The sequence below is a fragment of the Streptacidiphilus fuscans genome (genome assembly GCF_015690355.1).
Taxonomy (GTDB): domain Bacteria; phylum Actinomycetota; class Actinomycetes; order Streptomycetales; family Streptomycetaceae; genus Streptacidiphilus; species Streptacidiphilus fuscans.
In genome coordinates, this window is sequence record NZ_JADPRT010000016.1 from 1 (window position 1) to 25,189 (window position 25,189).

At 71.7% G+C, this 25,189-nt stretch carries 22 protein-coding genes, 1 tRNA gene and 1 pseudogene; 12 read left to right on the top strand and 12 right to left on the bottom strand.

The window, feature by feature from the left end; genetic code table 11:
• The first annotated feature begins 5 nt into the window (after window positions 1-5).
• Together I2501_RS30295 and I2501_RS30300 are read left to right on the top strand one after the other, a co-directional pair.
• Window positions 6-79: transfer RNA gene (locus I2501_RS30295), tRNA-Lys, on the top strand.
• Window positions 80-323: 244 nt separating this feature from the next.
• Window positions 324-1,190, top strand: coding sequence for a putative protein N(5)-glutamine methyltransferase (locus I2501_RS30300; RefSeq protein ID WP_196197507.1), 867 nt, complete (start codon window positions 324-326; stop codon window positions 1,188-1,190).
• Window positions 1,191-1,347: 157 nt separating this feature from the next.
• Here the strand turns inward: I2501_RS30300 and I2501_RS30305 are convergent, their stop codons facing one another.
• Window positions 1,348-2,595: an MFS transporter gene (locus tag I2501_RS30305; protein WP_196197508.1), complete on the bottom strand. Its 1,248-nt coding sequence runs from the start codon at window positions 2,593-2,595 to the stop codon at window positions 1,348-1,350.
• 414 nt (window positions 2,596-3,009) lie between these two features.
• On the opposite strand from I2501_RS30305, the gene I2501_RS30310 reads away from it, so the two are divergent.
• The 6 genes from I2501_RS30310 (at window position 3,010) to I2501_RS30335 (ending at window position 10,919) form a co-directional block, all read left to right on the top strand.
• Window positions 3,010-3,804 carry a VOC family protein gene (locus I2501_RS30310; RefSeq protein WP_196197509.1) on the top strand — a complete coding sequence of 265 codons (795 nt, stop codon included), beginning with the start codon at window positions 3,010-3,012 and terminating at the stop codon, window positions 3,802-3,804.
• Between the two features lie 44 nt (window positions 3,805-3,848).
• The gene (locus I2501_RS30315) at window positions 3,849-4,274 is read left to right on the top strand and encodes an OsmC family protein (protein ID WP_196197510.1); all 426 of its coding nucleotides are present in this window, start codon (window positions 3,849-3,851) and stop codon (window positions 4,272-4,274) included.
• A gap of 280 nt (window positions 4,275-4,554) precedes the next feature.
• Window positions 4,555-6,417, top strand: coding sequence for a putative bifunctional diguanylate cyclase/phosphodiesterase (locus I2501_RS30320; RefSeq protein WP_196197511.1), 1,863 nt, complete (start codon window positions 4,555-4,557; stop codon window positions 6,415-6,417).
• A gap of 97 nt (window positions 6,418-6,514) precedes the next feature.
• Complete coding sequence (locus I2501_RS30325) at window positions 6,515-7,906, top strand: glycoside hydrolase family 26 protein (RefSeq protein ID WP_236047554.1); 1,392 nt, start codon at window positions 6,515-6,517, stop codon at window positions 7,904-7,906.
• Window positions 7,907-8,342: 436 nt separating this feature from the next.
• Window positions 8,343-10,079: a cholesterol oxidase substrate-binding domain-containing protein gene (locus tag I2501_RS30330; RefSeq protein ID WP_196197512.1), complete on the top strand. Its 1,737-nt coding sequence runs from the start codon at window positions 8,343-8,345 to the stop codon at window positions 10,077-10,079.
• Between the two features lie 48 nt (window positions 10,080-10,127).
• Window positions 10,128-10,919 carry a crotonase/enoyl-CoA hydratase family protein gene (locus tag I2501_RS30335; RefSeq protein WP_328806753.1) on the top strand — a complete coding sequence of 264 codons (792 nt, stop codon included), beginning with the start codon at window positions 10,128-10,130 and terminating at the stop codon, window positions 10,917-10,919.
• Between the two features lie 51 nt (window positions 10,920-10,970).
• Here I2501_RS30335 and I2501_RS30340 read toward each other — a convergent pair whose 3' ends face one another.
• The 3 genes from I2501_RS30340 to I2501_RS30350 all read right to left on the bottom strand — a co-directional run bounded on the left by I2501_RS30340 (window position 10,971) and on the right by I2501_RS30350 (window position 13,369).
• Complete coding sequence (locus tag I2501_RS30340; protein WP_196197513.1) at window positions 10,971-11,474, bottom strand: GNAT family N-acetyltransferase; 504 nt, start codon at window positions 11,472-11,474, stop codon at window positions 10,971-10,973.
• 58 nt (window positions 11,475-11,532) lie between these two features.
• Entirely contained in the window at window positions 11,533-12,156 is a 624-nt protein-coding gene (locus I2501_RS30345) for an FMN reductase (RefSeq protein WP_196197514.1), read from the bottom strand.
• A 73-nt stretch (window positions 12,157-12,229) separates the two neighbouring features.
• Complete coding sequence (locus I2501_RS30350) at window positions 12,230-13,369, bottom strand: LLM class flavin-dependent oxidoreductase (RefSeq protein WP_196197664.1); 1,140 nt, start codon at window positions 13,367-13,369, stop codon at window positions 12,230-12,232.
• A gap of 192 nt (window positions 13,370-13,561) precedes the next feature.
• Between I2501_RS30350 and I2501_RS30355 the strand changes: the two genes are divergently transcribed.
• Window positions 13,562-14,125, top strand: coding sequence for a macro domain-containing protein (locus tag I2501_RS30355; RefSeq protein WP_196197665.1), 564 nt, complete (start codon window positions 13,562-13,564; stop codon window positions 14,123-14,125).
• Window positions 14,126-14,206: 81 nt separating this feature from the next.
• On the opposite strand, the gene I2501_RS39810 is transcribed toward I2501_RS30355, so the two are convergent.
• On the bottom strand, window positions 14,207-14,536 hold the full coding sequence (locus I2501_RS39810; RefSeq protein WP_236047572.1) for a DUF6508 domain-containing protein: 330 nt from the start codon (window positions 14,534-14,536) through the stop codon (window positions 14,207-14,209).
• 174 nt (window positions 14,537-14,710) lie between these two features.
• Window positions 14,711-15,130 (bottom strand): annotated as a pseudogene (locus I2501_RS39815) (HD domain-containing protein); the annotation flags it as partial.
• Window positions 15,131-15,408: 278 nt separating this feature from the next.
• Here I2501_RS39815 and I2501_RS30365 point away from each other — a divergent pair.
• A complete protein-coding gene (locus tag I2501_RS30365) occupies window positions 15,409-16,521 on the top strand; it encodes an MBL fold metallo-hydrolase (protein WP_196197515.1) in 1,113 nt (370 codons plus the stop codon).
• Between the two features lie 87 nt (window positions 16,522-16,608).
• Here I2501_RS30365 and I2501_RS30370 read toward each other — a convergent pair whose 3' ends face one another.
• Both I2501_RS30370 and I2501_RS30375 read right to left on the bottom strand, forming a co-directional pair.
• The gene (locus tag I2501_RS30370; protein WP_215910152.1) at window positions 16,609-17,667 is read right to left on the bottom strand and encodes an ADP-ribosylglycohydrolase family protein; all 1,059 of its coding nucleotides are present in this window, start codon (window positions 17,665-17,667) and stop codon (window positions 16,609-16,611) included.
• Window positions 17,664-18,701 carry an ArsR/SmtB family transcription factor gene (locus tag I2501_RS30375; RefSeq protein ID WP_196197516.1) on the bottom strand — a complete coding sequence of 346 codons (1,038 nt, stop codon included), beginning with the start codon at window positions 18,699-18,701 and terminating at the stop codon, window positions 17,664-17,666. Before I2501_RS30375 ends, I2501_RS30370 begins: the two co-directional genes overlap by 4 nt.
• 78 nt (window positions 18,702-18,779) lie before the next feature.
• On the opposite strand from I2501_RS30375, the gene I2501_RS30380 reads away from it, so the two are divergent.
• A complete protein-coding gene (locus I2501_RS30380) occupies window positions 18,780-20,066 on the top strand; it encodes an MFS transporter (protein WP_196197517.1) in 1,287 nt (428 codons plus the stop codon).
• 24 nt (window positions 20,067-20,090) lie between these two features.
• On the opposite strand, the gene I2501_RS30385 is transcribed toward I2501_RS30380, so the two are convergent.
• The 3 genes from I2501_RS30385 to I2501_RS30395 all read right to left on the bottom strand — a co-directional run bounded on the left by I2501_RS30385 (window position 20,091) and on the right by I2501_RS30395 (window position 23,772).
• Window positions 20,091-21,803 carry an LCP family protein gene (locus I2501_RS30385; RefSeq protein ID WP_328806754.1) on the bottom strand — a complete coding sequence of 571 codons (1,713 nt, stop codon included), beginning with the start codon at window positions 21,801-21,803 and terminating at the stop codon, window positions 20,091-20,093.
• A 254-nt stretch (window positions 21,804-22,057) separates the two neighbouring features.
• A complete protein-coding gene (locus I2501_RS30390; RefSeq protein WP_215910153.1) occupies window positions 22,058-22,825 on the bottom strand; it encodes an LmeA family phospholipid-binding protein in 768 nt (255 codons plus the stop codon).
• Window positions 22,826-22,911: 86 nt separating this feature from the next.
• Window positions 22,912-23,772: a hypothetical protein gene (locus tag I2501_RS30395; protein ID WP_196197518.1), complete on the bottom strand. Its 861-nt coding sequence runs from the start codon at window positions 23,770-23,772 to the stop codon at window positions 22,912-22,914.
• A 120-nt stretch (window positions 23,773-23,892) separates the two neighbouring features.
• Between I2501_RS30395 and I2501_RS30400 the strand changes: the two genes are divergently transcribed.
• Window positions 23,893-24,363: an Lrp/AsnC family transcriptional regulator gene (locus I2501_RS30400; RefSeq protein ID WP_215910154.1), complete on the top strand. Its 471-nt coding sequence runs from the start codon at window positions 23,893-23,895 to the stop codon at window positions 24,361-24,363.
• 34 nt (window positions 24,364-24,397) lie between these two features.
• On the opposite strand, the gene I2501_RS30405 is transcribed toward I2501_RS30400, so the two are convergent.
• On the bottom strand, window positions 24,398-24,916 hold the full coding sequence (locus I2501_RS30405; protein ID WP_196197520.1) for a pyridoxamine 5'-phosphate oxidase family protein: 519 nt from the start codon (window positions 24,914-24,916) through the stop codon (window positions 24,398-24,400).
• Window positions 24,917-25,189: the final 273 nt, after the last annotated feature.

Below are 25,189 nucleotides of genomic sequence, written 5' to 3' on the forward strand. Positions count from 1 at the left end.
AGCAGGCGCCGCTAGCTCAGTTGGTTAGAGCAGCTGACTCTTAATCAGCGGGTCCGGGGTTCGAGTCCCTGGCGGCGCACAGACAGCGAAGGGCCTCCTTGTCACAGCAAGGAGGCCCTTCGGCGTTCGCTGCGATAAGGTCGACGACGCAGGACGTAGACCGCCGTGACCGGCGCCGACCGAGGAGGTGAGACCCATCAACGCTCGTGCCGCGTGGATGCTCCCCTCGAACGGCCGCCGCTGACGAGTCCACCGAGGACCGTCACCGGGCCGGACCGAACTGGGGAGACCCGTTCAGCCTCCCGAAAGGCCCGTTGGACCAGATGTCTCCGACTCCTCCCCCTGCTTCATCGTCTTCACCCTCGTCACCCGCCTCACCCTCCCGTTCCTCCCGCGACGCCGTCGTGGCCCGGCTGCGCGCCGCCGGATGCGTCTTCGCCGAGGACGAGGCCGACCTGCTGCTCGCCGAGGCCGGCAGCCCGGCGGAACTCGACGCCATGACCACCCGCCGCGTGGACGGCCTGCCGCTGGAGCACGTGCTCGGCTGGGCCGAGTTCTGCGGTCTGCGCATTCACGTCGATCACGGCGTCTTCGTCCCCCGCCCGCGCACGGAGTTCCTGGTCCAGCAGGCGCTGCTGACCGGGGCCGCCTCCCGCGAGGATCCGCGGGAGCTGGTCGTGGTGGACCTGTGCTGCGGCTCGGGGGCGCTCGGCGCCGCCGTGTCCGCCGGGTTGCGTGCCTCGGGCCGCTCGGTCTCCCTGCACGCGGCCGACATCGACCCGGCCGCGGTCGACTGCGCCCACCGCAACCTCGCGCCCTACGGCGGCCACGCCTACGTCGGCGACCTCTTCGATGCCCTGCCGACGGCCTTGCACGGCCGGATCGACGTGCTGCTGGCCAACGTCCCGTACGTCCCGACGGAGGACGTCGCCCTGCTGCCGGCCGAAGCGCGGGAGTACGAGGCGCTGGTCGCGCTGGACGGCGGCACGGACGGCCTTGCCGTGATGCGCCGCGCCGTCGCCGGGGCCGCCCGATGGCTGGCCCCGGGGGGCGTCGTGCTCGTCGAGACCAGCGAACGGCAGGAGGGCGCGGCCGTCGCGGCGTTCGAGGCCGCCGGGCTGGTCACCCGGGCGGTCACGTCCGAGGAGTACTGGGCGACGGTCGTGATCGGCGAGCGTACGGCGGGGTAGGCCTCGCCGGAACGGGCGTGGGGGGGGGGGGGGGGGGGGGGGGGGGCCCCGCCCCCCCCCCCCCCCGGCCCCCGGGGGGGGGGGCGGGGCCGGGCCCGGCCGGGCCGGCCCGGCCCCCCCGCGCCGCCCGACGTTCTTTCCGTGGTCCTGTCCGTGCTCAGGCGCGGACCGGCTCCGGCCGCTGGGAGCCGGTGACCTGGCGCGAGGCGGCAGGGGCCGCCGGGGTCAGCATGTTGCGCAGTCCGAGCAGCGCGATCAGGCCCAGCCCCGCTCCGACGGCCGGGACCAGGAAGCCCGCGTGAGCACCGTGGGAGTCGATCAGCCGACCCGCCGCAGTCGAGCCGAGAGCCAGGCCGAGGCCGATCGCGCCGGTCAGCCAGGTGAACGCCTCGGTCTTGGCGCCCGTGTCGACGAGGGTCTCGACCAGCGTGTAGGCGGAGATCAGCGTCGGCGCGATGGCCAGGCCGCAGCAGAAGGCTGCCACGCCCAGCGCGAACAGGTTGGGCATCGCCCACAGCGTCGAGCAGCCGACGACCAGCGCGGTGTAGGTCGCCAGCAGGCGGAACTTCGGCGAGCGCTTCCAATGGACCGCGCCGAACGCCGTACCGGCGATCACGCTGCCACCGGCGAAGAGTCCGTAGACGAGGCCACTCAGTCCGGCCTGACCCGCCGCCTCACTGGCAGCGGTGACGGACACCTGCATCGCGCCGAAGACCGTGCCGACGCCCAGCAGGGCGACGACCAGCAGCCGGACACCCGGCTTGGCCAGCGCGGATCCGCCGGTCCGCCCGGCCGTCAGACGAACGGGCGGGGCAGTGCGGCGCTGCGCGGCGAAGGCGAGTCCGCCGACCACCGTGAGGACCACCTCGGCGACCAGTCCGGCGGCCGGGGCCACCGTGGTGCAGAGCGTGGTCGCCAGGACCGGGCCGAGCACGAAGGTCAGCTCGTCCGTCACGGACTCGAACGCGAACGCCGAGGACAGCGCCTCGGGACTCCCGTCCAGGGCGTGCAGCCAACGAGCACGGACCATGGCGCCGATCTGCGGCAGCGACGCCCCGGCCAGACCGGCCGCCAGGAACAGGCTCCAGATCGGCGCACCGGCCAGGGCCAGCACGACCAGGGTCACGACCGAGCCCGCGTGCACGGTCAGGCAGGGCAGCAGCACCACGGCCTGCCCGCGACGGTCGGACAGCCGCCCGGTCAGCGGAGCACCGACGACCTGGGTGATCGAGGCGACGGCCGCGACCGCGCCGGCCGTGGTGTAGGAGTGGGTGGTGTCGAAGACGAGGAGTACGGTGCCCAGCCCGAGCATCGCGTAGGGCATGCGCGCGACGAAAGCGGGGAGCAGGAAGGTCCAGGCGCCGGGGGTGCGCAGCAGCGCACCGTAGCCGAACGAGCGGGCCATCGGGGAGGCTCTCTCTGCTGCCTGGTAGCGCAGGGAGCTGTGGGTGTGCCCCGCGCGCCGAGGGTCGTCCTCTGTGCGTCGACCGGGGTAGATACCGCAGGTCCGGCCGTGTGGGCACGGCCTGCAGCCGCCGAGCGGTCTAGCCGACTCTGCATCAGGCAGATGTAGCTGGTCTCGGTAGATCTACGGACATCTTATCCGCTGGGCACCGGCGTCCGGGCTGTCCCGGACGTGAGTCCGCCCACCATTCGTCCGTCCATCAACTCCCCTCAACCCCGGTTCACCCCTCGTTCATTCCGGTCACCGTACGGACGCAAGCGGTTGCGGTGCGCACGGTGCGGGGCAATCGTGGCTCTCGACCCGACCCACGCGGGCACTCCCCCGACCCGTGTCACTCAGCCCCCGGAGGGCCAGATGCCCGACCGCAGCTCCTACCCCGACGGCGCGCCCTGCTGGGCCGACCTGAACGCCCCCGACCTGGAGTCCGCGCGCCGCTTCTACGGCGCCGCCCTCGGCTGGGAGTTCCAGGACAAAGGGCCCGAGTACGGCCACTACACGATGTGCCTCTGGAAGGGGAAGCCGGTCGCCGCACTGATGCCGCCTCCCCCGAGCGCGGATTCCCTGGCCCCGGCCTGGAACGTCTACCTCAGCACCGGCGACATCGAGCGGACCATCGCCGCCGTCGAGTCCGGTGGCGGGAAGATCGCCATGGGGCCGCACGACATCCCGGACGCGGGACGGCTGGCGTTCGCCTTCGACCCGCAGGGCGCCTCCTTCGGGCTGTGGCAACCGGGCGTCCACGCGGGCGCCCGCCTCTACGGCGAGCCGGGCGCGATGGCGTGGAACGAGCTCTACACCACCGCCGGCGGCGCCGCGGACGCCTTCTACGCCGGTCTCTTCCCCTATCGGCAGCGCCAGATCGGCGACGAGGTCAACTTCGACTACACCACCTGGACCCCGGAGGGCGCTGACCGCGAGGTCTGCGGTCGCCTGCGCGTCACCGATCCGGCGCACGACCTGGCCGCCGGTGGCGGCTCGCCGTTCTGGTCGGTCTACTTCGCCGTCGCCGACGTGGACGAGACGGCCAAGCAGGTGGCGGCGCTGGGCGGCTCCGTCCTGCAGAGCCCGTTCGACTCCCCGTACGGTCGGCTCTCTGTGGTGAAGGACCCCTCAGGGGCGGCCTTCACCGTTATCACCCTGGCGTTCTGAACCGAGTGACGACAAGTCACTCCTCGTCCTCTTGGAGGCCCGACGTGGCAACCACCCGCATCGCACGCACCAACTGGCAGGGCAGCCTGCTCGACGGCAAGGGCGTCGTCGCCATGGAGTCGTCCGGCATCGGCGAGTTCCCGGTGACCTGGGCCTCGCGGGCCGAGCAGCCCAACGGCAGGACCAGCCCCGAGGAGCTGATCGCCGCCGCGCACAGCAGCTGCTTCTCGATGGCGCTCTCGCACGGCCTGGCGGGTGCCGGCACGCCGCCCACCGCGCTGGAGACCACCGCCGAGGTGACCTTCCAGCCGGGGACCGGCATCACCGGCATCCACCTCACCGTAGTGGGCACCGTTCCCGGCCTGGACGAACCCGGTTTCGTCAAGGCCGCGGAGGACGCCAAGGCCAACTGCCCGGTCAGTCAGGCGCTGACCGGAACGACGATCACGCTGAGCGCCTCTCTGGCGTAAGGTACCGCCGCCGCGCGGTCCGTCCAGCGATTCCGGACCCTTGTCACGGAAACGAGTGAAAGGGGGCGCACGCTGCATGCGCGCGACCCCCACGACGGAGTGAATCAGCCCCGGAATGCTTGGCAGGACTCCGGGGCTCGCACCTAGGATCCTTACCGTGCGTAGCGGCCCTCCCGGTCCCCCCGGCTCCTCCGAGGACATCGACGTCCTCGGCACTCTCCACGAGCCAGGAGCGAGGACGGTCACGGCCGACGCCGAAGCAGTGAATTCAGTGAGCTCAATGAATGCCAATGCCACAGTGAATGCAGTGACTACAGCAGACCGGCGCAGCCTTGAGGACGCACTGCTGGCCAGCGAGAACCGGTTCCGGGCCGCGTTCATCGACGCCGGCATCGGCATGGCGCTGATCGACCGCAGCGACCTGATCATCGAGGCGAATCCGGCGCTGGCCGAGATGCTGGGACGCACCGTCCCGGAGTTGATGCGGCTGCACATCCACGCGCTGATCGACATCGAGGAGAGCTCCCGGCAGGTCTACCGCGAGCTGGTCCGTGGCCAGCGGGACCGGATCCGCCTGGAGAAGCGCCTGAAACACCGTCAGGGACACGCGGTGTGGACCAACATCACCATCTCCCTGATCCGCGACTCCAACGGTGAGCCGCTCTACACGCTGGCGATGGTGGAGGACGTCTCCGAGGCGAGGCGACTCGGCGACCGACTCCACTACCAGGCCATGCACGATCCGCTCACCCAGCTGCCGAACCGCTCCCTCTTCTTCGAGCGGCTGGCCGGCGCCTTTGCCGAGGCGGACCAGCGGATCGGCCTGTGCTACCTGGACCTGGACGGCTTCCAGGCGGTCAACGACACGCTCGGCCACCACATCGGGGACGAGCTGCTGGTCGCGGTGGCCCGTCGGCTGGAGCAGCGGTTCACGGCGCGGGGTCACCTGGTGGCTCGGATGGGCGGCGACGAGTTCGCAGTGCTGGTGCCGCGCAGCGCGGGTGCGGAGGAGCTGACCGCGCTGGCGGCCGAGGTCGTGGAGGTGGTCGGCGCCCCCTACGACCTGAGCGGTCAGCGGGTCGCCGCCACGGCGAGCGTCGGCGTGGTCGAACGGCCCGTGCCCGGCACCACGCCGACCGAGCTGGTCCGCGACGCGGACGCGACACTGTACTGGGCGAAGACGGACGGGCGGTCCCGCTGGGCGCTCTACGACCCGGAGCGGATCGCGTACCAGATGACGCGTCAGGTGCTCGCCACGACCATGCGGCCGGCGCTGGAGCGGGGCGAGTTCCTGCTCGAGTACCAACCGCTGGTCGACCTGAACTGCGGTCGGCTGCGCGGGGTGGAGGCGCTGGTCCGCTGGCGGCATCCGGACTTCGGCCGGCTCGCGCCGGATCGTTTCATCCAGATCGCCGAGGAGACGGGAGCGATCGTCCCGCTGGGCCACTGGGTGCTGGAGACCGCCTGCGCCCAGGCGCGCAGTTGGCTGGATCGTTTCCCCGAGGCGCAGCTCTTCGTCAGCGTCAACCTGGCAGCACGTCAGTTCTCCGACTCGGACATGGTTGCGGATGTGGCCGAGGTCCTCGGTGCGACCAAGCTGCCCGCGCGGCTGCTCCAGTTGGAGCTGACCGAGAGCGCGGTGCTGGGGCCGGTCGGCCGACCGGTCGAGGCGCTGCACGCGCTGTCCGCGATGGGGGTGCGGATCGCCATCGACGACTTCGGTACGGGCTACTCGAACCTGTCCTACCTGAGTCGGCTGCCGGTCCATGTCCTCAAGCTGGACGGCTCGTTCGTCGAGGGCTTCCGGGAGCCGCGCGAGAGCCGCGCGAACGGCGAGCACGGCGAACGCGGCGAGCACGGCGAGCACGGCGAGCAGCGTCCGAGCGGCATGAACAGCGTGCAGGGCATGAACGGCTCGGTCGCGCGGGGCGCGGCGGACGAGAAGATCGTCGCCGCCCTGGTCCGGCTCTCGCACGTGCTCGGGCTGACCGTCACCGCCGAGGGCGTCGAGAGCGCGACCCAGGCCGACCGGCTCCGGGCGACGGGCTGCGACACCGCCCAGGGCTGGCACTTCGGCCGGGCCGTGCCCGCGACGGAGATCGACCACCTGCTGGGCGCGCTCCGCCGCACCACCGCTCGCTGAGTCACGCCACACCGGAAGTCCCCCGAAGGGGTGAGGAGTGTCCACCCTGCCGCGTGCCCCACATCCTGACGGTTCATCAGTCCATACTCTCGGCCGTATGCCACAGCGTCGCCTGCTCACAGTCCTGGCTCTCGCCATGGGCGCGCTGCTGCTCGTCTTCGCCGCAGGGGCCGACCTGCTCACACCCGGGAACCCGGCGCGGTTCGGCGCGGCCCAGGCGCAGAGCGGTGACGCCCTGGTCGCGGACGGGCAGCCGTGGCAGGACAACACCGTGCTGCCGGCGCACACGGTGCCGTTCGGGGCGTTCCTCGGGTCGGACTTCGCCGACTCGGCGCAGAGCCGGATGTCGGTCTGGCTGCACAACGCGGACCTGCAGGTCGGCCACACCTACCTCCCCGGCGAGAACTGGTCGGACATCGAGGGGAGCCCGGGCCTGCTGGCGCCCTGGGCGCAGTGGCGGCTCTCCCGTCGTGACCGGATCTTCGTGCTGGCCGTGCCGATGCAGGCGCAGAACGAGGACAACCTGAGCGACGACGACGTCGCGTCCCTCCTGCAGCAGGCGGCGACCGGCGCGAACGACGGCCACTTCCTGACGCTGGCCCGACGACTGGTCGCGCTGGGCATCCCGGATACGGTGATCACGCTGGGCTGGGAGATGAACGGAATCACCTACACCAGCCGCTGCGGTCCGGACCCGACGGACTGGAAGACCTACTGGCGGCGCATCGTCCACGTCATGCGCAGCGTCCCCGGTCAGAAGTTCCGGTTCGACTTCACCGCGAACCGGGGTCCGGACGACCACCCGTGGACGGACTGCTACCCGGGCGACGACGTCACGGACGTCATCGGCATGGACAACTACGACCAGGGTCCGGGCGAGACCTTCGCCGACTACGTGACGGAGCAGTACGGGCTGCTGGACCAGGTGCGCTTCGCCTCCGCCCACCACAAGCCGGTCTCCTACCCCGAGTGGGGCATGTTCCGCCACGGCGACGACCCGACGTTCATGCGGGACATGATCGACTGGATGGAGACCCATGACACGCTCTATCAGACGATCACCGACTACTGCCCGCACGGTGTACTGAACTGCGACCAGAACCCCCAGTCGAGCTCGGTCTACCAGCAGATGATGTCCGATCAGCCGCCGCCGCTCCCCGGCCCGTCGCCGACGCCGTCGCCCTCTCCCTCGCCGACGCGGAGCACCGGACCGAGCCCGACGCCGACCGCGCAGCCGTCGCCGGTTCCGACGCCGACCGCCGCAGCGAGCGCCACGCCGACGGTGGCACCCGATCAATCTCCGACGGCGACGCCCACCACGGGTCCGACCACGCCGCCCGCGGTCCCGCTCCCGAGCCCGACCTGCCACCGCCGACGGGACTCCGGCCCCTGCCCGGGCCCGGCCGGGCAGCCGGTCCCGTCCCCGGCTCCGTCGAGCCCGGCACCGCTCCCGGGCAGCACGCGCGTCAAGCTGCCGGGCCGCTCCTGAGCAGCAGGCTCAGGCCGGCACGCAGCTGAACGCACCGTTCCGCGCACGGGCGGGGGCAAGGGCTCGACGGTCCCGGCCCCATCGGTCTCGGCGTCGGCATTGACTTCTGTGGCGCGCGGTCCGACCCTCTCCCTCACCCGGACAGCACCCGGGCCACCGGTACGACTGTCATCCCGCCGAGCCCGCACCGCCGGCGAGGACCCCTGCGCGGGACCGCACCGCCCGACGCGTCTTCATCACCCTTCACCGCCGCGCGTCGGCATTCGGCCGGACGGCCGCGACCTCTCGTCGCCCCTGCCCGGACGCTGCGAAGCCGCGCACGGCCGCGCTCCCCACCCACCGGGCGACGTGCGAGCGACCGACCGGCACCCCCGCGCACGGAACGGCGGAGGCGCTGCGCTCGCACGCCGCTCGCTGAGCCGACCGGAGGACAGTCATGGATCAGCACGACCGCGCACGCCTGTCGAGACGCGCCTTCCTCGGTGCGACGGCGGCCGGCGCCGCGCTCGGGGTAGTCCAGTGGACGCCCGCCTTCAGGGTCTCCCCGGCCGAGGCGGCGACCTCGGCACCACCGAACTTCCCCGGCACCATCTCCGTCTACCAGCAGGCGTTCAGCAACTGGTCCGGCGAGATCAAACTCAGCCCCACCTGGACCTGCGCCCCGAGCAGCCCGAACGACGTGGTCACCCTCGCCAACTGGGCCCACGCCAACGGCTGGAAGCTGCGTCCGAAGGGCATGGGCCACGGCTGGTCACCGTTCCTGGAGCCGAGCGGGGCCTCGGGCAACATCCTGCTGGTCGACACGACCGTCAACCTCACGGCCGTCACGGTCAACTCCGGCTCCCCCGCCTCGGTCACCGCGCAGGCCGGGATCACCATGCTCAACCTGCTGACGTCGCTGGAGAACGCGGGCTACGGCCTCACCAACACCCCTGCGCCCGGCGACCTCACCCTGGGCGGTGTCCTGGCCATCGACGGCCATGGCACCTCCGTCGCCGCGAGCGGGGAATCGCTGCTCCCGGGTCACACCTACGGTTCCGTCAGCAACCTGGTGACCTCGCTGACCGCAGTGGTCTGGGACTCCGGAAGCAGCTCCTACGTGCTGAAGACCTTCCAGCGCAGCGACCCCGACATCGGCGCCTTCCTGGTCAACCTGGGCCGCGCCTTCGTCACCGAGGCCACCCTGCGCGTTGGGGCCAACCAGCGGCTGCGCTGCCAGAGCACCTACACGACCCAGGTCACCGACCTGTTCGCGCCGCCCGGCTCGGCCGGGTCCAGTTCGTTCGCGTCGCTGGTGAACCAGTACGGGCGGGTGGAGACGATCTGGTTCCCGTTCACCACCGTGCCCTGGCTCAAGGTGTGGACCGTCTCGCCCAGCAAGCCGTGGATATCGTCGCAGGTCAACAGCCCCTTCAACTACTCCTTCTCGGACTCGATCACCACGCAGGAGTCCGGCTACGTCGCGGACATCCTCGGCGGGGACGTCGGGATCACGCCGACCTTCGAGAACCTGGAGATGAGCATCGTCGGCTCCGGGCTGATCACCACCGGCACCTGGGACATCTGGGGCTGGGCCAAGAACCTCCAGCTCTACGTGCGCCCGACCACGCTCCAGGTGACCGCCAACGGCTACGCCATCCTCTGCGCCCGCAGCGACATCCAGCGCGTGGTCAGCGACTTCTACACGTACCTGCAGGGGCAGTTGACGAGCTATCAGAACGCGGGCCAGTTCCCCATGAACGGTCCGTGGGAGGTCCGCGTCACCGGCCTGGACAACCCCTCCGACTGCGGCGTTCCCGGCGCGGTCCAGCCGCTGCTCAGCGCTGTCCGGCCGCGTCCCGACCAGCCGCAGTGGGACACCGCGGTCTGGATGGACCTGCTGACGGTCCCCGGCACGCAGCAGTCCGAGCAGTTCTACCGCCAGACCGAGCAGTGGGCGCTGTCCCACTACACCGGCAGCTACGCGGCGGTGCGGGCGGAGTGGTCCAAGGGCTGGGCCTACTCGGGCACGGCGGCGTGGGCGGATCCGACGGTGCTCGGCAGCACCATCCCCGACTCGTTCCGCACCGGCCAACCCACGAACGCGAACTGGGACACCGCGCTGGCCACGCTGGACAAGTACGACCCCGGCCGCATCTACTCCAACGCGTTCACGGATACCCTGCTGCCCTGACCTTGTCCTCGTGCTCTTCTTGGCACGGCAGTAGTGGTGGTGGCCCAGGTGACCGACGTTCCCGCAGCACCCACGTCGTCCGCAGCGTCCGCAGCGCCCGCGGTGCGGATCGAGCGAGACGGGCCGGTGTGGACGGTGGTCCTCTCCCGACCCGGACGCCGCAACGCCGTCGACGGACCCACGGCGAACGCGCTGTTCCGCGCGTTCGCCGAGTTCGACGCGGACGAGACGGCGTCGGTGGCCGTGCTGTGGGGCGAAGGCGGCACGTTCTGCGCCGGGGCCGACCTCAAGGAGGCCGACGGCCCGAACGGCAACGTGCTCACCACCGAAGGCCCGGGGCCGATGGGCCCGAGCCGGATGCGCCTGTCGAAGCCCGTCATCGCCGCCGTCGCGGGCCACGCGGTGGCGGGCGGGCTGGAGTTGGCGATCTGGTGCGACCTGCGCGTCGCGGCGGAGGACGCCGTCTTCGGCGTCTTCTGCCGCCGCTGGGGTGTTCCGCTGATCGACGGCGGAACGGTCCGCCTGCCGCGCCTGATCGGCGCGGGCCGCGCCATGGACCTGATCCTGACGGGTCGTGAGGTCCTTGCCCCCGAGGCGCTGGCCATCGGTCTCGCCGACCGCGTCGTCCCCCTCGGGGCCGAACGCGCGGAGGCGGAGGCGCTCGCACGCCGGATCGCGGGCTTCCCGCAGACCTGCATGCGCGAGGACCGCCTCTCGGCGCGGGAGGCGGAGGGCCTGACGGAGGAGGCGGCCCTGGCGAACGAGTTCCAGCACGGCCTCGCCACGCTCAAGGCCGAGGGCCTCGCGGGCGCGAAGAAGTTCCGCGCGCGCGAGCGGTGAGGCCTTCCACGCCGGCGTGGTGCTGACCGCCTGCGGCCGGGCCCCAAGGGGTCAGGCTGCTCCGCGCAACGGCTTCGCCAGGACCCGCTCGTGCCCGCTGCCGTCGGGCAGGGCCTCGCCAAGCTCGCCCGTGTCGGTGAAGCCGTGGCGGGCGTAGAGGGCGGTGGCGTTGGTGTTGTCCGGGCGGACGGAGAGGAGCAGGGTTCGGGCGCCGCGCGCGACCGCCCAGCGGGCGATCGCGTCGATCAGGCCGTCGGCGACGCCGTGGCCGCGTGCGGCGGGACTGACCCACATCGAGATCAACTCGGCGGCCGTGGTGTCGCCCTCCACCGGGACGCCGCTGCTCATCCCGACCGGGCGGCCGTCGAGGACCGCGACCAGGTCGCGCGCGCCCGGGATGGACAGGCGACCGCGCCAGCGCTCTTCCCGGTCGCCGTCTCCCTGCCACTCGGCCAGCGTCGAGCCGAAGGCGTAGGGCGCCTCGGCCAGGGCCGCCAGGCGGAGTTCGCGCCAGAGCGGCCAGTCGTCCGAGGTGAGGGTGCGTAGTTCGAGCATGCTCCGACCTTGCCGTCCGGACCTGCGAACGGCAACCGGTTTCCGCTGCAGCGGGACCTTACGCGGGCCGCAGCGCGGCGAGTTGCTCCGCGAAGGGCACGACGTCCGCGAACGGGTCGGTGCGCCGTGCGGTCGCCGGGCTGCCGCGCAGCACGGACGCCAACTCGTCGGCGGCGCGGTCGATCCGCTGCCGCAGACCGTTCTCGTCCGCGCTGCCCCAGTCCTCCGAGGCGGCGAAGACCGCGGTCGGCTGCACCACCGCGCGCAGGTAGGCGAAGAGGGGGCGCACGGCGTGGTCGAGCGCCAGCGAGTGGCGCGCGGTGCCGCCGGTCGCGCCGATCAGGGTGGGCTTGCCCGCCAGCGCGCCCTGCTCCAGCACGTCGAAGAAGGACTTGAACAGGCCGCTGTAGGAGGCGGAGAAGATCGGCGTGACCGCGATCAGCGCGTCCGCGTCGGTGACGCTGTCGATCGCGTGGCGCAGTGCCTCACCCGGAAAGCCGGTCACCAGGTTGTCGGCGATCGGGTGGGCGAGCTCGCGGAGTTCGACGAGGTCGACCACGACCTCGCGTCCGTCCGCGGCCAGCCGGCTGCGGACGGCCTCCGTCAGGCGGTCGGCCAGCAGCCGGGTCGAGGACGGCTGGCTCAGCCCGGCCGAGACGACGGTCAGCTTGATGGGGTCCATCAGCGGTGTGCTCCTTCCATTTCCTTCGTTCTTCGCGCTCTGCCGCTGTTCACACGTCGTGTGGCGGGCGGTGTCAGCGTGCGGCCGTCTCCGGCTGCGGCTCCCCCTGCACGGCCTGCGCGGCCTGCTCGGTCTGCTGCGCCTGCGCCGCCGCGCGCAGCGAGGCGTGGGTCGGAGCGGACGGGACCCCGGCCGGGCGGCGCTTGGCGAACTCCTCGCGCAGCACCGGGACGACCTCCTCGCCGAGCAGGTCGATCTGCTCCAGCACGGTCTTGAGCGGCAGACCGGCGTGGTCGACCAGGAACAACTGGCGCTGGTAGTCGCCCGCGTAGTCACGGAAGGCGAGGGTCTTCTCGATGACCTGCTCCGGCGAGCCGACGGTCAGCGGGGTCTCACGGGTGAAGTCCTCCAGGGACGGGCCGTGCCCGTAGACCGGCGCGTTGTCGAAGTAGGGACGGAACTCGCGCACCGCGTCCTGGGAGTTGCGGCGCATGAAGATCTGTCCGCCCAGGCCGACGATGGCCTGCTCCGGCGTGCCGTGGCCGTAGTGGGCGTAGCGCTCCCGGTAGAGCTCCACCATCCGCTGCGTGTGCTCCTTGGGCCAGAAGATGTTGTTGTGGAAGAACCCGTCGCCGTAGAACGCGGCCTGCTCGGCGATCTCGGGCGAGCGGATCGAACCGTGCCAGACGAAGGGCGCGACGCCGTCGAGCGGACGCGGGGTCGAGGTGAAGGACTGCAGCGGGGTGCGGAACCGGCCCTCCCAGTCCACCGCCTCCTCGCGCCAGAGCTGGTGCAGCAGCGCGTAGTTCTCGATCGCGAGCTGGATGCCCTGGCGGATGTCCTTGCCGAACCACGGGTAGACCGGGCCGGTGTTGCCGCGGCCCATCATCACGTCGACCCGACCGTTGGCGATGTGCTGGAGCATCGCGAAGTCCTCGGCGATCTTCACCGGGTCGTTGGTGGTGATCAGCGTGGTCGAGGTGGAGAGGATGATCCGCTCGGTGCGCGCCGCGATCCAGCCCAGCATGGTCGTCGGCGAGGACGGGACGAACGGCGGGTTGTGGTGCTCACCGGTCGCGAACACGTCCAGGCCGACCTCCTCGGCCTTCTCGGCGATGGCGAGCATCGCCTTGATCCGCTCGTTCTCGCTGGGGGTACGCCCGGTGGTCGGGTCCGGAGTCACGTCACCGACGCTGAAGATGCCGAACTGCATGCCGGCGTCGGGCGTGGTGCCCGCGGCGGGGTTCACGGGGGTGACGGGGCTGGTCGCGGGCGTCGTCATGGGGCTCACCTGTCTCCTCGAACCATTTCGTTGAATATTCAACCATGCCTGTCAACCGCTCGCCTTGCCGGGGCATTCCCGCGTGGCTTGTCAGTGGTGGGGGCTAACGTCGCGTGCATGGTGATGGGGGCACTGCACGTGGTGCGCGGTGACGCGACGGCGCCGCAGGGCAAGGGGCCAAAGGTGATCGCTCACGTCTGCAACGACATGGGCGGCTGGGGCAAGGGGTTCGTGGTCGCGCTCTCGAAGCGCTGGCCCGAGCCGGAGGCGGCCTACCGGCGCTGGCATCGCGAACGGGCCGAGAACGGCTTCGGCCTCGGCGCGGTGCAGCTCGTCCGGGTCGGGCCGGGAGCGGACCGGGCGGGTGGGCCGGGGTGGGAGCGGGGACAAGAAGGTGAGCAGAGCAGGGGCGGCCGTCCGGGCGCCGCGCCGGGGCTCTGGGTGGCGAACATGATCGGCCAGCACGGCACGCGTACGGGTGGCCGCGGAGTTCCGCCGGTGCGGTACGAGGCGATCGGAGCCGCGCTGTCGGCGCTGGCCCCGCTCGTGCTGGAGCGGGGCGCGTCTGTCCACATGCCGCGGATCGGCTGCGGGCTCGCGGGCGGGCGCTGGGAGCGGGTCGAGCCGCTGGTCAGGGACGCGCTGGTGGGCCGGGGTGTGTCGGTCACGGTCTACGACTGCGGCTGACCGGCCGAGGCACGCGCACGCGGTGGCACGAGGGCACGGGCGGGCAGCCGAGGTCGTCGGATCACGACCGATTCGGTCGCGTCACAGCCGAGGGCCGTTGCCCCCGACCTCGGTGCCCGGCTCAGCCTCGGCGGGCACAGGGGACACGTCGGACAGGGCGCGGACGACCGCGAAGAGCCGGGCGCTCTTCCAGGCGGTGCCGATCGACCCCTCGCAGAACCGCTCGCCGCGCACGACGGCCGTCGCGGCGCGGACGGCGTCGCCCGGTGTGTAGGTGCCGTCCGGGGCGAGTACGGGCTCGGCGAAGGATGTCCAGGCGTAGGCAGGGGTGACCGCGCCCACCGCCGTCAGGGCTTGGGTGAGGGCGTGGACCCGGGGTCCGTAGGTGGCGTGGCCTTCGTGCCACTCCATGTCTCCGGGTTCCACGGCCCAGCCTGCGGTGAACCGGGCGAGCTCGTGCCAGGCCTGGCGCGCCCGCGCGGACTCGCGGTCGAGTCCGGCCAGCAGGGTCGCGTCGTCCGGGTCGCCGTCCGCTCCGGTGCCCGGGGCGGGACGCTTGTCGGTGTCGTTGTGGGTGTCGGGGTGGATCAGACGGCGGGTCAGGTCGTACTTGGCCGTCAGCCGGGCCCGCAGGGCCGCGTCGGGGAGCAGTGCCAGCCGGTCCGGTGCCGAGTTGGAGGAGAGGTCCGCGTCCTTGACCGTGACTGCGCCCGGGGTGGCCAGGATGCGCGCCGCGTAGTCCTGGAGCGGCTCACCGGTGCGCTTGGTCAGCGCGACCACGATGTCCTTGGTCCGCTGCGGGAGCGCCGCGGAGGCCAGCCAGTTGAGCGTGAGCACGTCGTCCTCGATGGCGTCGTGCAGCCAACCGGCCGCCACCTGTGCGTCGTCGCCGCCGTAGGACGCGGTGCGGCTGGCGACCGCCTCCAGGTGCTCGACGTAGGGGCGGCCCGCCTTGTCCACCTGCTGGGCGTGCGCGTCCCGGGCGATCGCCTCCACCTCGGCCAGGGAGAGCCACGGCCCCGCCGCGCCCGCCTCACTCGCTTCGCTCGCCTCTCGCGGCTGGCGCGGCTCGCGCGGCTTGTCGGTCACGTGGGTCTCCCTCGTTCGTCGTCTTCGGACCGGTCCCGGACGCCGGTGCCGGGGCCGCCACCAGGAGCCGTGCCACATGTCCATCATGCGCGGGCGATCCCGCTCTGTCGCCAGGCCGCCCCGGGTCGACACGCCGTCCAGGGAAATGGACGAACTTCGCGCCCGGTGGTCATTCCATCGCACAATCTGCGTCCATGAGCTCTTCCGTCCCGCTCGCGCCTGCCCATCCCCTGCCCCCGCACGACTCCTCCACCTCTGCCGCACGACTGTTCCGCGTGGCCGACGGCGTCCACGTCTGGCGGCCCACGCCGGGCCACGGCTGGGGACTGGCCAACTGCGGTCTGGTGACCGGCTCCTCGGCCGGTACCGCCTCCGCCGCCTGGATCGACTCCCCTTACGACCGCACGCTGGCCGACGAGTTCCGCGACCGGTGCGCACCGCTGCTCCCCGCGGGCGCCGAGCTGGAGTGGCTCTTCGTGACCCACGGCAACGGCGACCACCTGTGGGGCTGGGAGGCGGTCCCGCAGGCGCGGATCGTCTACACCCGGGAAACGGCCGGGCACATCGCCCACGAGCCGGACCCCTGCGACCTGCACGGCCTGGTCCACCACGGTGACCGGGAGACGCTCGTCGGCTGGTACCTGCACCGCCACTTCGGCCGATACCTGTGGCCGCGGACGACGTTGCCCACACCGGCGTTGACATTCAGCGGCGTGCTGGAGGCGGCGGTCGGCGACACGCCGGTCCGGATGATCCAGATCCCGTCGGCGCACACCCGTGGCGACGCGATCGCGTACCTGCCCCGCCAGCAGGTCTGCTTCGCGGGCGACGTCCTCTTCACTTCGAGCGAGGACGAGCCCGGGGACCATCCGGTGCACTGGGCCGGACCGTTGGAGAACGTCATCACCGGCTGCGACGAAGTGCTGGCCACCGGTGCGACCGTCATCGTGCCAGGTCACGGCCCGGTGGTGGACCGCGCCGGGGTCCACCACCACCGGGACTACCTCTGCTGGCTGCGGGACGGCGTCCTCCGGCTGCACGGGCTCGGGATCCCCGCGCCCGAGGCCGCACGACGGCTGATCGGGGAGAACCGCGATCCCGCGCTGCACCTGCCGGAGCGCCTGGCGATCACGGTCGCGATGCAGTACCGGCATCTCGATGGCGCACCCGAAGTGCCGATGCTGGAGCAGGTGCGCGGGCTGGCTCAACTCGCCTGGGAGTTGGAACATCCCGACTCGCCGTTCCCCGGCCCGCGCACGCATGCGTCCGACGCCGCCCCGTCGTCCGGCCTGGCCGAGGTCGGCTGACGGAGCGGCGATCGGAACGCCCGTCGGTCCGGAACAGCGGACGATCAGAACGAGGGAGCGGTAGAGCGCCAGAGCGCCAGTTGGCGGTCAGGCGAGGCGCAGCGCGCCGAGCAGGTCGGCGCTGCGGAGGAGGGTGGGAACGCCCTCCACCCCGGCGGCCCAGTCCTGCGGCAGCGCAGAGAGCCCGTAGGCCGCGCCGAGCAGGTTGCCGCAGACCGCGCCGGTCGAGTCGCTGTCCCCGGAGTGCGTGACGGACAGCGTCAGCGCCCGGCGCGGATCGGCCGGGGCGGCGAGCAGGCAGTGGACCGCGATGGCCAGGCACTCCTCCGCGATCCAGCCGAGGCCGACGCGCTCGACGGTCTCGAAGTCGGCATTGCCCTCGGCCGCCCACCGGACGGCTCGCTCCAGCGCCTCGACGGTCTCCGTGCCCGCGCCGAGCGGCGCGGACGCCGCCTGCTTGATGGTCTCGGCCACTGCGGCGGACGGCTCCTCGCCACTCACCAGCCGGTCGACCAGCGCCGCGAACGCCCCGGCCGCGACGTAGCCGGTGGGGTGGCCGTGGGTGAGCTGCGCCGCCTCTGCGGAGAGCCGGAACGCCTCCTCCGGCCCCACCCCGACCAGCCCGAACGGTGCCGAACGCATCACCGTGCCACAGCCCTTGGAGTTCGAGTTGACCACTCCGACCCGCCCGAGCTCCACCACCTCCGGCAGCTCCGGATGGTCCCGCAGGCCGGACATACAGGCGTTGCCCGGGGCCCGCGAGGCGTAGAGCCAGGGCTCGCCGAGGAGGCCGGCCGTCTGCTCGCCCTCCGGTCCGGGCAACCGCTGGGTACGCAGCCACCGCTGGTAGGCGGCGTGCGCGGCGGCGCGGACCTCGCTGAGTCGGCCGCCGGTCCACAGCAGCGCCTCCGCCGTGAAGAGGGTCATCTGGGTGTCGTCGGTGACCTCGGCGAGCCGGTCGCCTCCGGTGCTGCGGGGCAGCTCGGTCACGCCGTCCTCGCCGTGGGCGGCCAGGATCGCCTCCAGGCGCTGGAACTCCACCGGCCAGCCGAGCGAGTCCCCGACCGCGCCGCCCACCAGACAGCCGCGAATCCGCTCGGACCTCGCCAGATAGGCGGCCATGGTGGTGTTCTGATCAGTCGTCATACATGATCCCCTGTCGGTTCCGTTCCCCGGCCGCCGCCCGACGGCGTCCCCTCCGCGAGCAGGTCGCCGAGCTCCGTGCGCCGGTAGACGACACGCCGGCCGACGCGTGTGCCGACCACCAGCTCTGCCTCGCGCAGCACGGCCAGGTGTCCGCCGATGGTACCGAGCGACTGGTCCAGCTGGGCGGCGAGTTCGCTGCTGGTCGCGGGGCGCTCCAACTCCCGCAGGATCGCCGCGCGTCCCGCGCCGATCAGGCGCGCGAGGGCGCCAACCGCCCGCCGGGACCCAGGAGTCGGATCCGCACCGACCACCGTCCCGCTGCCCCGCGCCGGATAGACCAGGGCGTACGGTGCGTCAGGTGCTTCACAGAGCCAGGTGCCCTGCGGCTGCACGACCGGGACGAAGAGCATTCCGTCCGGCCCGATGACCCGGTCGTGCCCCGGACGGTCGCTGAACCGGATCGCGTCGACGCCCACCCACGCGCTGCGCCTGCTCATCTGGTCCAGAGCGCTCGGCCACCCGTAGGCGGCGAGCAGCCCGGCCCGGTAGGTCACGTCACGCTCCAGCACCATGCGCTGTCTCGGCCAGTCGGCGGCGAGCTGCTCGGCCCACACCTCGCGGACGAAGGCTGCTGTCCGGGCCGCCCAGGAGTGCCCCGTCAGCCAGGACAGATCGTGGTCCTCCCAGCTGTGCGCCAGCGTGCGCTCCATGCTGGGGCGGACCTGGTCGTCGGGCACCTTGGCGACCTCCGCGAGCTCAGAGTCCAGCGTGGTGCCCATGCCGCCCATGGGGGGCAGGGTGACGTGGTCCGGGAGGTACTTGGTCGAGCTGACCAGCATCACCAGCCCCCGCGCGAACGGGTCGGCGTCGAGCCGGGCCCGGAACGCGGTGTGGTGACGCCCGTGCCAGTCGGCGAGCCAGGGGTGCACGCACGGGCGGCACAGCAGCATCATCGACGCCATCGCCTGCGCGAAGGGAGAGAGCGCGAAGCGGGAGCGGGACAGGGCCAGCGAATCCAGCCGTAGCAGCACCATCGACGTCTCCCTCTCCTCGTCCTTTCGTCTGGTGCCGAAAGAATAGGTCCTACCGTCGAGCGGTCACAGACTCGATCGGTGCTCCCACGTCTCCTCGTGCGCCGGTCAGGCTTTCGCTGGTTCTTCTCCGGTCAACTCGTCTCCCTTCTCGGCAGCTCGATGGCTCCGGTCGCCCTGGCCTTCGCCGTGCTGAACGCGTCCGGCCGCCCGGACGACCTCGGCATCGTGCTGGCCGCGCGCATGGTGCCGCTGCTCGCGTTCCTGCTGATCGGCGGCGCGACGGCCGACCGGCTGCCGCGTCGGACCGTGCTCGTCGCGGCCAACCTCGGCTCAGGGCTGACCCAGGGTGCGGTGGCGGTGCTGCTGCTCACCGGCAACTACTCCCTGCCCGCTGTCGCCACGCTGGAGTTCCTCAACGGCCTGCTCGCCGCGTTCACGACGCCGGCGCTGCGCGGACTGCTGCCGGAGCTGGTCGCCACCGAGGAGCTGCAGCAGGCCAACTCGCTGCTCTCGTCGGTCAAGAACGGCACCCGGGTGTTCGGGCCCAGCATCTCGGGACTGCTGGTGGTCGCCGTCGGCGGCGGACCGGCGATCGCCTGCGACGCGCTGAGCTACCTCGTCGCCGCCGTCTGCCTGACCCGGCTCCCGGCTGCCCCGAGGGACTCCTCCTCGCGTGCCGCACGCGGGACGCTCCGGCGCGATCTGCGCGAGGGGTGGACGGTGTTCCGTGGGACACCGTGGGTCTGGACGGTCACGACGGCGTTCTGCGTGACCAACCTGGTGCAGACCGGGACCTGGCAGATCCTCGGACCGCAGCTCACCAAGCAGCTGAGCTCCGAGGCGACCTGGGGGTTCCTGCTCAGCGCGCGTGCGCTCGGCATGCTGCTGATGAGCGCGCTGATGTACCGGCTGGTGCTGCGCCACCTGCTGCGTGCCGGCCAACTTGCCGCCGTATTCGCGGCGTTGCCGCTGCTCGCGATCGGCACGGGATTGCGGACGCCGTGGGTGATCGCGGCGGGGTTCGTCGGCGGCCTCGGCCTGTCGGTGACCCTGACCGCCTGGGACACCTCGTTGCAGGAGCACATCCCGGCGCGGGTTCTGTCCCGCGTCGCCTCCTACGACGACCTGCTCTCCTACATCGCCATCCCCATCGGCCAACTCGCGGTAGGCCCGCTGGCGCAGCGCTTCGGCGGCTTCCAGGTGATGACGGCCGCCGGGCTCTGCTACGTCGTCGTGGTGCTGCTGCCGCTCGCCTCACCGGTCGTCCGGGGCCTGCCGCACGCCATCGCCGGGGCGACCACCCCGCAGGGGGAGCAGACGCCGCACGACCAGCCCGTGGAGGACGAGCCGGAGGCCGCGCGGTGACGGCCACATTGTCGCCCGGTCACGTCAGTTGCTCGGCGGAGTCGAGCCGACCCAGCTGTAGATGTAGTGCGGCTGCCCCGGGGCGAACGACGTGTACGGCGCGGGGTTGACGTCCATGCAGTCGTTGGTGTCGCTCGCCGCGTTCTGCGTGACCGCCGAGGTCGGCAGCGCCCCGGCGGAGGGAAGCGGGTTCGCCGCAAGGTAGTTGGTGCCGCTGGTCCAGTCGCTCCCGATGACCAGCTTGAGGCCGGACGCGGAACCGGAGCCCGAGCCGGACGCCGTCAGCGCCTTCGCGGGCAGGCCGAGCGCGGAGGCGACCGCCTGGGCCTGCGCCTTCTCGCTGCTCGGGTAGGTGAGCGTGGTGGTCGACGACTGGCCCGAGTTCAGGTCCACCGTGGCCTGGGAGAAACCGTGGGCGACGAGGTAGTCGGTCATCATCCGGCCACGGCCGGTCTGCTGGCTGTCGTTCTGGACGGTCACCGCCACCGTCGCCTTGTCGACGGGCTGAGTCGGCGCGGCGGTGGGAGTGGGGGTGGGGGTCGGCTGCGCGCCGGTCGTCGACGGACCGTTCTTGTCCAGCGGGATGTCGTTGACGAGCATGTTGAAGATGGTGAACGCGTCCTGGGTGGGCACGAGATGCGCGGTGGGGTCCGCCGGGTCCTGCGCCCAGGGCATCGTCACGGTGGTGATCCGGTCGGTGGCCACCTTGTTGAGCTCCAGCGCCAGATCGGCCAGCGCGTTGACGCTGCCGAGGCCGGTGTCCACCGAAAGGGACTTGGTGGCGGCGACCGCCAACTTGTTGACCGTGAGCGGGTCGAGCAGGGTGTTCAGCGACTTCATGGAGCGCACCATGGAGTTGAGGTAGAGGTGCTGCGCCTTGGTCCGGCCGATGTCGGAGCCGTCGCCCCAGGCGTGCCGGGTGCGCAGCCATTCCAACGCCTGCTGCCCGGTGATGACGTGGGTACCCGCGCTCAGCTCCAGGTGCGAGCCGATGTCGTGCGTGCCGGTGGCGTCGGTGTAGACCTCGGAGTCGCGGACGTTCTCCTTGGTGCAGACCGAGACACCGCCGATGGCGTCCGCCATCTGCACCACACCCGAGAAGTCGATCATCATGTAGTGGTCGATGTGGATGTGGGTCAGGTCTTCCCAGGTGTCGACCGTGCAGCCGGGGCCGTAGTTGAGGCTGTCCGTGATGATGTCGCGGTGGGCGGGGTGCAGGACACCGCTGGAGTCCGTGCACGCGGAGATCTCCACGGAGGTGTCGCGCGGGATCGACAGCACGGACGCGTTGCTGCGGTCCGCGGACAGGTGGACGAGCATCTCCACGTCGGCGTGCGGCAGGCTGTTGTCGCAGGCGCCTCCGAGGGTGCAGTCCTGGGAGTTGTTCCGTCCGTCGGAGCCGATCAGCAGGATGTTCAACGGTGTGCGCCCGAACCGGTCCGGCTTCGGCGGCGCGGCATGGACCACGCCGCCGTTGTTCAGGGCGCCTTTCTTGATGTTGCTGTTGAGCTTCTGGACATAGAAGTACAGACCGCCCGCAGCCACCAGAATCAGGAACGCCAGCGTTCCGGAGGTCCACAGGAGTATTCGCTTCCAGCGGCGCCGCTTCGGCCCGTTCGTGCGGCGGGAGGTGCGGCGCGACGCCCGGTGCGAGTGTGCCGCAGCATGTCCGCCGGACTCCTCGACCCCCTGGCCATCACTCAACTCCCCGCCGGACGACGGCTTCTGCTGCACCACGTGGACTCCCCTTCACGCGGTCGGCACGGTCAGACGAAGACCGGGCGACGACACCCACGCGCAACCTGCTCGCGACTGTCGCGCGACAATACCCTCACAGGACCCTCACGCGGAACCTTCTTCGGCTCTGAAGGATCGCTGACAAACCATCCGTAGCCGGGTCGCCACAATGCGCCACCGAATTGCGGCTTCCGGGCCTCCGAGCAGCGCATTTATGGGCGCGGACACGTCATATTCGTGTGGGGTGTCACCACTCAGCCGGCGGACGGATAGGAGCCGAGCACGACCTGGTGGCCGATGACCGAGAGATCGACTCCGGTCGGCGTTGCGGTCGCGGCGCTGAAGCCGGCATTGACCGGCAGTTGGACTCCCCAGACGTAGGTGCCGGGGCCGGTGGTCTCCGTGCTGGTGTTGGAGCCCGAGCTGGATCCGCCGCTCGAGCCGACGCCGGGCACCGAGATGTCGATCTCCGCACCCTGCGCCAGCAGGCTTCCGACGGTGTCCACCTGCCGACCGCCCCAGGTGCCGGTCACCCGGAACCGCGCCTGCTGCCCGTCGGAGCCGGGCGCGGGACCGACGGTGAGCCCACCGCCGTTGCTCATCAGGCGGGTGATCACGCCCGAGAGGGCCTGGTAGGTGAGCGTCAGATCACCGGTGACCAGATCGACCTGGGCGCTCCGGGCGGCCAACGACGTCACCGTCACGCCGTGCAGGTCCAGGTCGAGCTTCTGCACGTCGAGGTAGTCGCCCTGGGCATTCGCCCGGGAGTTGAGGACCAGGTTCCCGGCCGACAACGTGACGTCGTCCAGTCGTCCGGACAACACCTGTGTCAGGAAGGGGAAACCGTTGATCGAGACGTTCAGGTAGCCGTCGGTCGTGTCGGCCCCGTACCCATACTTCTGCCGCGCCAGCGTGGCCGCCTCCTGGTTCGCGTAGTGCACCGCGACCCGGTCGGCCGTCACGCCCAGCACCGCCAGGACCACGACCACGATCGTCAGCACCTTGACCCAGCGCCGCCTCATCCTTGCCCCCCTGTCTGCGCGTTCGCCGTCGGCTCTTGATCCCCCGCCGACGACGGTCGGCCCGTCGGCCGAAGTTCGTGAGCACACTAGTGCGTGTGCGTCGCCTGCGACAGGGGTGACAGGTGTGAGCGCTCCACGGCAACCCGGTCACGGCTGGCGGCCATGACCGCCGTGACGGCCGCGACGGCGAGTTGCACGGCCAGGGCGAGGAGCACCGAGGCGAGCACGGCGGTGGCCGTCCCGAGCCTGGGCAGCAGCACGGAGAGCGCCACCCACCAGGCGAGTGCGGCGAACTGACTTGTCGTCACCGACCGGAGGAACTCCCGGGCCGCACCGCCGTCGACCGTGCGGTGCAGGTGGACCGTCTCGGTCGCGACAAGGAGCGGGAACGGCAGCAGGAGCCCGGTGAGTTGCGGTCCGACTGCGCCGACCGCACTCGTGGCTGCCAGCGCATAGACCGCCACCAGAGCCATCCGGCCGAGCAACCGCCCTGCGCGCTGCGGCGGTTGCGGCGGTTGCGGCGAATCGACGGGCCGCGCGAGCGCGTCCGCCCGCCGTGGCCACCACCGCAGTGCGGCGAACTGGCAGGTCAGCGCCAGCGCGACCGTCGAGGCGAGGCCGAGGTGCGCGTACTCCTGGGCCGCGCCGCTCAGCGCGAAGACGACGCAGGCCGCCGTCAGGCAACTCAGAGCTCCCGAGCGGGTCGCCATCCGGGCGTACGTCCAGGTCAGCAGGGTCGCACTCAACGCTCCGCCGACGGTCGCGGCGGCGGCTCCGGCGGCGAACGCCGCGCCGTGGTCCAGGGCGGCGAAGACGACGACGGGACCGGAGAGCAAGGGGAGGCCCGCCAGCAGTCCGCCCACCGCCGGGCCGAACCGGCGGGCGGCGAAGGAGACGACTGCGAGCAGGGCAGGGGTGAGCAAGGCGTGGGCGAGGAGGTTGATCACCCCTCGACCCTGCTCGCCCTTCGGCCGGGATTGGCGCGGACTTCTCACCCCGGAGTCGGACACCACCGTGGGATTCTTGGTGATATGCCGAATCAGCCGAGAAAACCGCAGAACGCCTCCGTGAGCCCGAACCGGCCGGTGGATCTCGACCGCCTCGACCGGGAGATCCTCGCCGTGCTGGCCCATGACGGCCGGGCGACGTACCAGGAGGTCTCGCAACAGGTCCGACTGTCGGCCAACGCGGTGGCCGACCGCATCCGCCGACTGCGCGCCCAGGGCGTGATCCGCGGCTACCGCGCCGACCTCGACCTGGCCCGCACGGGACGCACGCTGACCGCGCTGTCCGACGTCAACCTGCGGGACGGCGTCGAGCACCGCGGCTTCGAGGCGAGCTTGGAGCAACTGCCGCAGGTGGTCGGGGCCGTGCACGTCACTGGCGAGTACGACTACCAGCTGCGCATCCTGTGCACGGGCACGGAGGAGTTGGAGGCCGTGGTCGAGACACTCAAGCAGGACCACGGCGTGCGCGAGCTGCGCAGCCGCATCGTGCTGCGCGAGGTCGAGCTCGACCCGACGCGGGCGCTCGCCTGAGGCCCCGCTCCGCGCCGCTCCGGGAGCTCGGCGCTCAGAACCGCCAGCGGGTCGCGCCGTAGGGCTCGGTCACGGCGACGCCGAACACCGTGGCAATCCGCAACCGGTACAGGTGCCACGGCGGCGGGCCGGCGCTCGGGGCGTTGAAGGGTGCGGTGAAGGCGTCGCCGGTGACCTCGGCGGGCCAGCCCGCGGCCTGGTAGACGGTCGCGAGCCTGCCGAGCGTTCCCGCGTCGGTCACGCGCTCCGCCTCGCCCTCGACCACGAGGTCGATGCCGTCGAGCCTGGTCGAGAGCGTGCATGCGGGGTTTCCCGCGAGGTTGCGGGCCTTGCGCGCGTCGGGGCTGCTGGTGAAGTACAGGTCGCCGTCGAGCCAGGCCACCCCGACACCCGCCGCCGAGGGACGGCCGTCCGGGCGCACCGTGCCGAGGAAGGACGTGACGGCCGGGCTCGGGACGCTGCTGCTGAGCGCCTTGTCGGCCCGGCTCCACTCCAGCGGAGGGTTGCCGTAGCGGTCGAGGTTGGTCACCTCGACCGGGACCCTTCCGGTCATCGTCGATCACCCCTTCGGAACACGGCGATTTCGGGAGTCGCGGCGGCGACGGCCGTCCGGAGCCTTGGTCGTCCCGGGGCCGTGGCCGCCTCGTCTTCCAGCCTCCCACCGAACCGCCGACGGGGCTCCTCGACGCGTCGGGGCGATCCGGCACATGTGCCCTGCTATGCCGCCAAGGGTATGGACTAGCCTCAACTGGTCACCTGAGGAGCATGAACGATGACCGAACCTGGGCCGGAAAAGCACAGTCGTGACCACGTCGCCGAGCAGGGC